We start from the raw sequence: 8,304 nt of genomic DNA, 5'->3' as shown, positions 1-8,304 counted from the left end.
GACTAACGCAAGAAGATCGCGACGAGATGCTCCCGAGCGGAAAACAACGTTTGCTATACAAAGATATTGATTGAAATTGGTATGACAGAGAGTGGTCTAAACCCTATCGATAAGACCATTATTGCACCAGACGGCCGCATTATTCTTTTTAGCTGCGAGCAGTTTATCGATGACATTGTGAAGGCGGGCTGCTGCTTTATCTGCGGAGCAGCAGTTGGATCGAAAGCGTTTAATGACGAGCATATTATCCCACGCTGGGTACTGCGACGTTTTGATTTGTTCAGTAAGTCTATTACTCTGCCGACGGGCGAGAGGCGAACATACGATCAGTACAAGGTCCCATGTTGCAAAGATTGCAACTCAATGCTCGGGGAGAGAATTGAGGAGCCAGCATCGAAGCTACTCGCTGGTGGATATGACGAAGTTATTGAACGATTGCGGACCCAGGGCCAAGAAATCCTCTTCACTTGGCTTGCCCTTCTTTTCTTCAAGAATCACTTAAAGGATATTTCTGTCGCACTTGACAAGAACCCGACTAAATCTGCAGGCTTCATTGGGGACATTTACGACTGGCCCTCATTCCATCACGTCCATGCCATTGCAAGGTCAGTGTATTCTCGAGCAACTCTGCTGCCGGACGTAGTGGGATCGATGGAGATTTTTGAAATTGATGATGGACTGGCAGCCGACTCGTTTGATTACGTCACCTACTCCTATGCTCAGGTTGTAATGGTCCGATTAGGACGGATCGGCATTGTTGCAGTGCTAAACGACGCAGGCGCTTCTGCTCACGCGTGGAAGCACAAACTTGAGTTGATTGATGTGCCAATTTCGACACTCCAACTTAAGGAAGTCGCTGCGATGTTCGCGGTTGCCAACATAGACCTTTTAGAACGACCACAATTCGGCACGATGGTTGTAGATTTTGTGGTGATGATTTTCGCGCGATTACCCAACGACATCAAACTGCCCAACTTCGTCCCAGAGAAATTTGGCGATGCACTCTTGCACGCAGTGCGCGACTTGGTTGAGCAGCGGGCGATTGAAGTCGATGGGACCCGGGATCCAAAGGAGGTCGCCGCTAAGATCCGGACGGGACGCGTTAGGTTCCTCACAGATGAGACTGGTCTACTAAGAAGGAAATAGATGTGATTACGGATACCTGCCCTTATTTTAAGATTCAGGACCATACGATTATTTTGCAACACCTAGACCACGACACGATTGCGGATTCAGTTTTCAGACCCGAGAACAAAAAGATATCGGCAGACTAGCGCGTTATAGGGATGTCCCACCCACGCCATACCCAAGCGCGTACCCACGTTTGGGCACTTCCCGCAGGAAACAGATTTTCACTGAGCTGAACAAATGGTGCTGCTAGTGAAAAATGAACTCTCGACCTCGTAAATACCCATGGCCAAGGTTTTTCCTGCGGCATGATGATCAAGCCGGCAGCATGGTGCAGTTTCTCGCTGCGCTGGATACACGACAAGTGCTTAATCCTTCGGATATCGCGCGGCGTGTCTGAATAAAGATCAACACTCAAAGCCGTTCCACCCTCGGTTTTGGAAGGCCGAAACTAGCCGGCTGTTCATGTCGAACAAAAAAGCATATCATGACGGTGTGGACGCTTGTTGGAGGGGGTGAAAATGGTCTGGTTGCGAGTTACTTCTGCTGTCACAATATTGAGTTCCCTTGGATGGGTGCCGATGGCTTATGCCCAATCGGTTCCTACTGATTGCAGCATGGGTGCGATACCCGATGAACCACTCGTGCTGCGAGTGGCCGGTATGCCCGATCAGCCGTTGCCGGCAGTGCGCGTGGACAATGGCGGAACAATGCAATTCTCGTCAGACGATAGTGCCGACGTGTACCAGGTTCTCCGATTGAAAATGAACGATCGTGCACCCGATGATGTGTTTGATCCCGTTGTCGAGATAGCGACCAGCTTTCTCGTAGCCAACGGTCAGTCGCTCGGCGACAAAATATTTCGCAAACCGGCGGCCACAGGCGCGGACATATCTGATACCCCTGTGAAAGTGGACGAACAGGTCATGTGGAGCGTGCAGATTCCCATCCCCGGTGGTCAATATGGGGACTATGCTGTCAACTTGGACCATGTGTTCTACGTCGCTTCGGCACGGGTCGAGTTTGCTCAGCAAGATGGAGGAAAACTTGCAGGCCGGATTCACCTCTGTGTCCCCGGCAACCAAACCAGTCCGTTCAACAAAGTGCCAAGCAGTCAGATCGAAGTCGTCGGCAGCTTTAGCGCATTAGTGGAATGAATCGGTTTCTTCATTCTATATTGCTCGCCAGTCCTTTGATATCGGCCAATTGACTGCACACATCTCCGGCCTCAAAACTCGCGACCGGATAAGCGTGTACAGTATTCGAAACTGTGACCGATCATTACCGATGACCAAGGTGTTTCCCACGTCATACCCACGCAACTCCCCCTCAACACCGGCCGGTTGGCTGTTTATCGCGCGTAAATTAGGCAATCGGAGAACACTGTGTGTTCCGCACTTTCGCTAGAAAAAACTGAAACTTCCTGCTGAAAGTGGTGGTGCCGCTTAGAGGATTCGAACCTCTGACCCCCGCATTACGAATGCTGGCGTCCCCAACCAAAGCACCACCCACGCCATACCCAAGTGCGTACCCACGTTTGGGCACTCCCCGTAGGGAACTGCTTTTTACTGAGCTGAACAAATGGTGCTGCTAGAGAGAATTGAACTCTCGACCTCGTCATTACCAATGACGCGCTCTACCACTGAGCTACAGCAGCCGGACCATTTTGATGCGTCGGCAACAGCCGCCTTGCGGCGCGGTTTATGCCAGACCGCGGGCCTAAGACCAAATGCGTGCGGGCTTGTCAAGCGGAGTTGCGTTTTTCGCCGGATAATGCGATCAGCGCCCATGCCCAAACCCAAGCCCCCATCGGAAAAAACCCGCAAGGAAGCGGAGAAGGCAGAGCGGCTCGCCGCCCAGCTGCGGGCCAATCTGCGGCTTCGCAAGGCGCAGGCGAAACAGATCAAGCCCGGCGATAACGACACCGAAGCATAATATCAGACGGTCGGCGGCGCGCGTTCCGGTGTGATCAACTCGAAAGTGCCGACCGCATCGATAAATTTCGCGGACACCGGGGTAACCTGCTCGGTTGCCGGATCAAACCAGACATAGGTCAGCTTCACGACATTGAGCAGCTCGTTGCCGCGCAAAATATGCACCAGCAGCGCATAGCTGGTCCGGCCAAAGCGGGTGATGCGCACCGCGATGTCGAGCAGATCATCCGCCCTGGCCGGGGCGCGAAAGTCGACCTCGGCATGGCGCACCCAGTTGTCGCCGCCGAAATGCCGCGTGAAACCGCCGAGCATATCGCCTTTGCCCTGCGGCCCGCACTCCGCCATCAGCGCCCGCATATATTCGGTCAGGCCGATATCGGCAAAGGCCATATAATGGGCGTTGAAGACAATGCCCTGCAGATCGCATTCGGCGTAGCGCACACGAATCGGGGTGATCAGGCGAAAGCCGTCGCGGGGGTTTTTCCGGTCTGTCATGGCGCTGGCTCTTTCCCCAGCGCTACGGGCCTGTCAACCGGCTTTGGCAGCCGTCATGCAAAAGGCGTTGAGCTTGTTGCCATCGGGATCGCGAAAATAGCCGGCATAGAAGCCCAGGTCGCCGCGCGGTCCCGGTGCGCCTTCATCGCTGCTGCCATGGGCCAGCGCGAGTTCATGGAGCCGATGGACCTGGTCCGTGTCCTTTGCGTCCAGCGCCACCATCACGCCATTGCCAACGCTGGCCGCCGCGCCATCAAAGGGTTTGGTAGCGGCAATACCCGGCGCACCGCCCATTGCCCCCCAGGCGATGAACTGGTCAAAGTCCATCATGCGTCCGACGCCCATTTCCTTGGCAAGGGCGTCGTAAAATTTTGCCGCCTTCTCCAGATCATTTGTCCCCAAAGTCACATAGCCGATCATCGTCACTCTCCTCCTTGCTGGAGGAGAACATTACAGGAACATATGATTCGCGTCATTTGGCTCAGAGCGGTGCTGTCTGCACTTCCAGCCAGCCCAGATCAGCGCCCTCCAACTGCGGCGCGATAACCGCGCGGACCTTGGCATGATAGTCATCGACCCACTGGCGCTGACCGGCAGAGAGCATCGCGACGTCGATCAGCCGGCGCTCCAGTGGCGCAAAGGTCAGCGTTTCAAAGCCGAGCATCTCCTGCTCGGCGCCGGTGACCGCGCGCGCCTCGACCAGAATCAGATTTTCGATGCGGATGCCGAATGCATTGGTCTTGTAATAGCCGGGTTCGTTGGAACAGATCATGCCGGCGACCAGCGGTTCGGCGAAGCCGCCAAAGGCGGCAATCCGCTGCGGCCCTTCGTGCACCGACAGATAGGCACCGACGCCATGTCCGGTGCCATGCGCATAATCCACGCCATCGGCCCAGAGATATTGCCGCGCCAATATGTCCAGCTGACCGCCGGTCGTTCCCTTCGGGAAGACCGCCTGCGCCAGCGCGACATGACCCTGCAGAACCTGGGTGTAGCGCTTGATCATTTCAGCGGTCGGTTCACCGACCGCGATCGTGCGGGTGACGTCGGTCGTGCCGTCCCGATATTGGCCGCCGCTGTCCACCAGATAAAGCGTGCCGGTTTCGATCTTGCGATTGGTTTCCTCGTTCACGCTATAATGGCACAGCGCGCCATTGGGACCGGCCCCCGAGATGGTGCGGAACGACAGGTCCATCAGCTTGTCGGATTGCCCGCGAAACGCGGCCAGCTTGGCCGCGACCGACAGTTCGTCGTGGCCGCCCTTCGGCGCTTCCTGCGAGAACCAGTGCAGAAAGCGGCTCAGCGCTGCGCCGTCGCGCGCCTGCGCCGCCTTGTGGCCTTTGATTTCGGTCTCGTTCTTGATCGCCTTGGCCAGGATCGTCGGATCGCGTTTCTTGACAATCTGGGCGCCCGCATCTGTCAGCTGATCGAATATCGCCGCCACCGACCGCTCCGGATCCACCCCGACCTTCTGATCGCGATATTCCGTCAGCGCCTTCGGGAAATCACCATAGTCGCGCAAGGCGACGGCATTACCCAGATGCACGCGGACATCATCGGTCAGCTTTTCCGGCGCGACAAACAGTTCGGCGCTGCCATCCGCCTTCACAATCGCATAGCCCCGCGGCACCGGGGTGTTGGCAATATCCTTGCCGCGGATATTGAAGGCCCAGGCGACAGAATCGAGCGCGGCGATAACCGTTGCGTCGAGGCCTTCCTCGTTCAGCCACGTGGCAATGTCGCTCCGCTTGTCGCTGGCGCTTTTGCCGGCAAATTCATCCGGCTGCACATCCAGCTTCGCCAGCGACGGCTCCGGCTGATCGTCCCACACGGCATCGATCGGATTGGCGGTCACCGCCACCAGGTTGGCGTTTTTCTTCGCCAGCTTCGCTTCCGCTGACTTGACCCACTCCTGCGTGTGCAACCAGGCGTCATAGCCGATCGATGAGCCCTCAGGGGCGTTGGCACGAAGCCAGTCGATCATGCTCTGATCGGCCGTGCCGACATATTCGTACAGCTTGCCGTCAACCTGGTCGCGCACCTGAATAGTGTAGCGGCCGTCCACGAAAATCGCCGCCTTGTCCTTGAGCACGACCGCCGCACCGGCCGAGCCGCCAAAGCCGGTCAGCCAGGCCAGCCGCTGCGCATAGTCACCGACATATTCGCTCATATGCTCGTCGCAGATCGGCACGACAAACCCGTCAATACCGTCTTTTTGCATCTGGTCGCGCAGCGCCTTCAGGCGGGCTTCGTAAGTGGACATCAACATCGCTGAGCAAACTCCTTGAATTAGCTTATATGGCAACACATAGGGGTTTCGAGCCGCAATCGCCACCTAAATCCGGCCAGAGAAGAGCAGAAATCATGACAGAAAAGCTTAGCCACCCGCCATTCGCCGCGCCACGCCCGCATGAATATCAGCGCCATGGATATGCGATGAGCGATCCCTGGCACTGGCTCAAGGACCCGCGCTATCCGGTGGTCGAGGATGAGGATGTGCTGGCCTATCTAAAGGCAGAGAATCAGTGGTTCGAACAGAATATGGCCGATCACAAGGCGCTGACCCGCAATCTGTTCGAGGAGATGAAGGCGAGGATCAAGGAAGACGACAGCTCGGTCCCGCAAAAGGATGGCGACTGGATCTACTGGAGCAAGTTCGAACAGGGCATGCAATATCGCCAGCATTGGCGCAAAGCGGTTTCCGGCGGGGAAGACCAGCTGATGCTGGACGAGAATGTCCTCGCCGAGGGCAAGGAATATTTTCGGCTGGGGGCAGCATCGGTATCCCCCGATGGCCGCTTGCTGGCTTATGCATTTGACGACAACGGATCGGAACGGTTCGAGGTCCGGATCAGGGATCTGGTCAGCGGTGATCTGCTGCCCGATGTCATCCCCGGCACCCTGTCGAGTCTGGTCTGGTCGGCCGATTCCACAATGCTGCTCTATGGTCTCGCCAACGAACAATGGCGCACCGACAATGCCCGGCTCCATGTCTTGGGCAATGCCTTGGCCGATGATGTCGAGCTATATCACGAGGATGACGAAGGCTTCCGGGTCGGCATCGGCCTCACCCATTCCGAACAATATATCGTCATTTCGACCGGCGATCATGAAACCAGCGAAATCCGGCTGGTGCCCACCGCCGATCCACTGGCCGACCCGATTCTCGTGTCCCCGCGCCAGACCGGCCGCGAATATGACGTCGAGGAGCATGACGGCACGCTCTATATCCTGACCAACGACGATCATGTGAATTTCCGGCTGGCGACGGCACCGGTCACGGACCCGGGCAACTGGACCAGCCTGATTGCCGGATCGGATGATTTCTATCTGACCGACATGTGCACGTTCAAGACTTTCTATGTGACCGAGGGCCGCGAAAATGGCCTCGATCAGATCGAAATCCGTTTCTATGATGATCCCGCCAGGGTAGAACGCATTGCCTTTCCGGAGGCCAGCTACAGCGCCGGGCTGGACGACAATCCGGAATATGCAGTCGACAAGCTGCGGCTCGGCTACGCTTCGATGGTCACGCCAGGCACGGTCTTTGACTATCACCTGGCTGACACATCGCTGGAAACGCTGAAGGTCCAGGAGATTCCGTCCGGCTATGATGGCAGCCAATATATCACGGAAAGGCTGATGATCGAGGTCCGCGATGGCACGCAGGTGCCGGTGTCGCTGGTCTACCACAAGGACACAGGCCTTGATGGCAGCGCGCCGCTGCACCTCTATTCCTACGGGGCCTATGGCTATGCCGTGCCGCCCAGCTTCTCGACCACGCGGCTCAGTCTCGTCGATCGGGGTTTTGTCTATGCGATTGCCCATATTCGCGGCGGCGATGACCTTGGCCGCAACTGGTATCTCGACGGCAAGCTGACCAAGCGGACCAACACGTTCAACGATTTCGTCGACGTCGCCAAGGGACTGATCGCCAAAGCTTATACCAGCAAGGGCCGGATCACCGCTTCAGGCGGATCCGCGGGCGGCGAACTGATGGGGGCGATCGTCAACAGCGATCCCGACCTCTGGGGCGCCATTGTCGCCCATGTACCCTTTGTCGACGTGCTCAACACGATGCAGGACGAGAGCCTGCCGCTCACACCGGGTGAATGGCCGGAATGGGGCAATCCGATCACCGACAAGACCGCCTTTGAATATATTCGCAGCTATTCGCCTTATGACAATGTGACGGCGCAGGCCTATCCGCCGATGCTGATCACCGGCGGCCTCAACGACCCCCGCGTGACCTATTGGGAACCGGCCAAATGGGCAGCAAAATTGCGCGCGACCAAGACCGATGACAATATGCTGCTGCTGAAGACCAATATGGGTGCAGGACATGGCGGCAAGTCGGGCCGGTGGAACGCACTGGAAGAGACGGCGGAGGAATTTGCCTTCATCCTGTGGCAAATGGGCATGGCGGAGTGAACGAAAAAGCCTCTCGGTCAGGCGACGAGGAAGCCGGCTTCACCCTGTCGATCACCGCCCAACCATCCGACATAGACGAACTGGGCCATGTCAACAACGCGGTCTGGGTGCGCTGGATCCAGGATCTGGCAACGGCACACTGGCAAGAGGTCGCGCCGCAGGATGCCATTGATCGCTATATCTGGGTCGTTACCCGGCACGAGATTGACTATCGCGGCAATGTCAGCGCCGGCGATATCGTGACCGGATATACATGGATCTCCGAGCCGCCCAAGGGCGCGCGTTTCTGGCGCAATGTCCGCTTCACCGGCCCCGA

Annotated in this window: 8 protein-coding genes and 2 tRNA genes; 5 read left to right on the top strand and 5 right to left on the bottom strand. The window is 57.1% G+C overall.

Translation table 11 applies throughout. The features are described from left to right. Positions 1-66: 66 nt before the first annotated feature. Together ACEW8J_RS11445 and ACEW8J_RS11440 are read left to right on the top strand one after the other, a co-directional pair. Positions 67-1,146, top strand: a complete 1,080-nt coding sequence (locus tag ACEW8J_RS11445; RefSeq protein ID WP_373491771.1) for a hypothetical protein — start codon at positions 67-69, stop codon at positions 1,144-1,146. 563 nt (positions 1,147-1,709) lie between these two features. Beyond that, positions 1,710-2,285, top strand: a complete 576-nt coding sequence (locus ACEW8J_RS11440; protein WP_373491770.1) for a hypothetical protein — start codon at positions 1,710-1,712, stop codon at positions 2,283-2,285. Positions 2,286-2,564: 279 nt separating this feature from the next. On the opposite strand, the gene ACEW8J_RS11435 is transcribed toward ACEW8J_RS11440, so the two are convergent. Next, positions 2,565-2,634: transfer RNA gene (locus tag ACEW8J_RS11435), tRNA-Thr, on the bottom strand. Positions 2,635-2,710: 76 nt separating this feature from the next. Then, positions 2,711-2,785 (bottom strand) — tRNA-Thr (locus tag ACEW8J_RS11430). A 131-nt stretch (positions 2,786-2,916) separates the two neighbouring features. Here ACEW8J_RS11430 and ACEW8J_RS11425 point away from each other — a divergent pair. Beyond that, complete coding sequence (locus tag ACEW8J_RS11425) at positions 2,917-3,063, top strand: hypothetical protein (RefSeq protein WP_373491769.1); 147 nt, start codon at positions 2,917-2,919, stop codon at positions 3,061-3,063. Between the two features lie 2 nt (positions 3,064-3,065). Here the strand turns inward: ACEW8J_RS11425 and ACEW8J_RS11420 are convergent, their stop codons facing one another. From ACEW8J_RS11420 to ACEW8J_RS11410, 3 genes are all read right to left on the bottom strand, one after another. Further along, on the bottom strand, positions 3,066-3,557 hold the full coding sequence (locus tag ACEW8J_RS11420; RefSeq protein WP_373491768.1) for an acyl-CoA thioesterase: 492 nt from the start codon (positions 3,555-3,557) through the stop codon (positions 3,066-3,068). 33 nt (positions 3,558-3,590) lie between these two features. Then, positions 3,591-3,977: a VOC family protein gene (locus tag ACEW8J_RS11415; RefSeq protein WP_373491767.1), complete on the bottom strand. Its 387-nt coding sequence runs from the start codon at positions 3,975-3,977 to the stop codon at positions 3,591-3,593. Positions 3,978-4,038: 61 nt separating this feature from the next. After that, on the bottom strand, positions 4,039-5,820 hold the full coding sequence (locus ACEW8J_RS11410) for an aminopeptidase P family protein (RefSeq protein WP_373491772.1): 1,782 nt from the start codon (positions 5,818-5,820) through the stop codon (positions 4,039-4,041). 101 nt (positions 5,821-5,921) lie between these two features. On the opposite strand from ACEW8J_RS11410, the gene ACEW8J_RS11405 reads away from it, so the two are divergent. Further along, positions 5,922-7,988 (top strand): S9 family peptidase, encoded by a 2,067-nt coding sequence (locus tag ACEW8J_RS11405; protein WP_373491766.1) that lies wholly within the window; start codon positions 5,922-5,924, stop codon positions 7,986-7,988. Beyond that, on the top strand, positions 7,985-8,304 hold a 320-nt coding region (locus ACEW8J_RS11400), incomplete at its 3' end, for an acyl-CoA thioesterase (RefSeq protein WP_373491765.1). The genes ACEW8J_RS11405 and ACEW8J_RS11400, both read left to right, overlap by 4 nt.

Source organism: Parasphingorhabdus sp. (assembly GCF_041748495.1).
GTDB lineage: Bacteria > Pseudomonadota > Alphaproteobacteria > Sphingomonadales > Sphingomonadaceae > Parasphingorhabdus.
The sequence above is the reverse complement of the archived record's forward strand: the minus strand, read 5'-3'. Positions and strand labels throughout refer to the sequence as shown.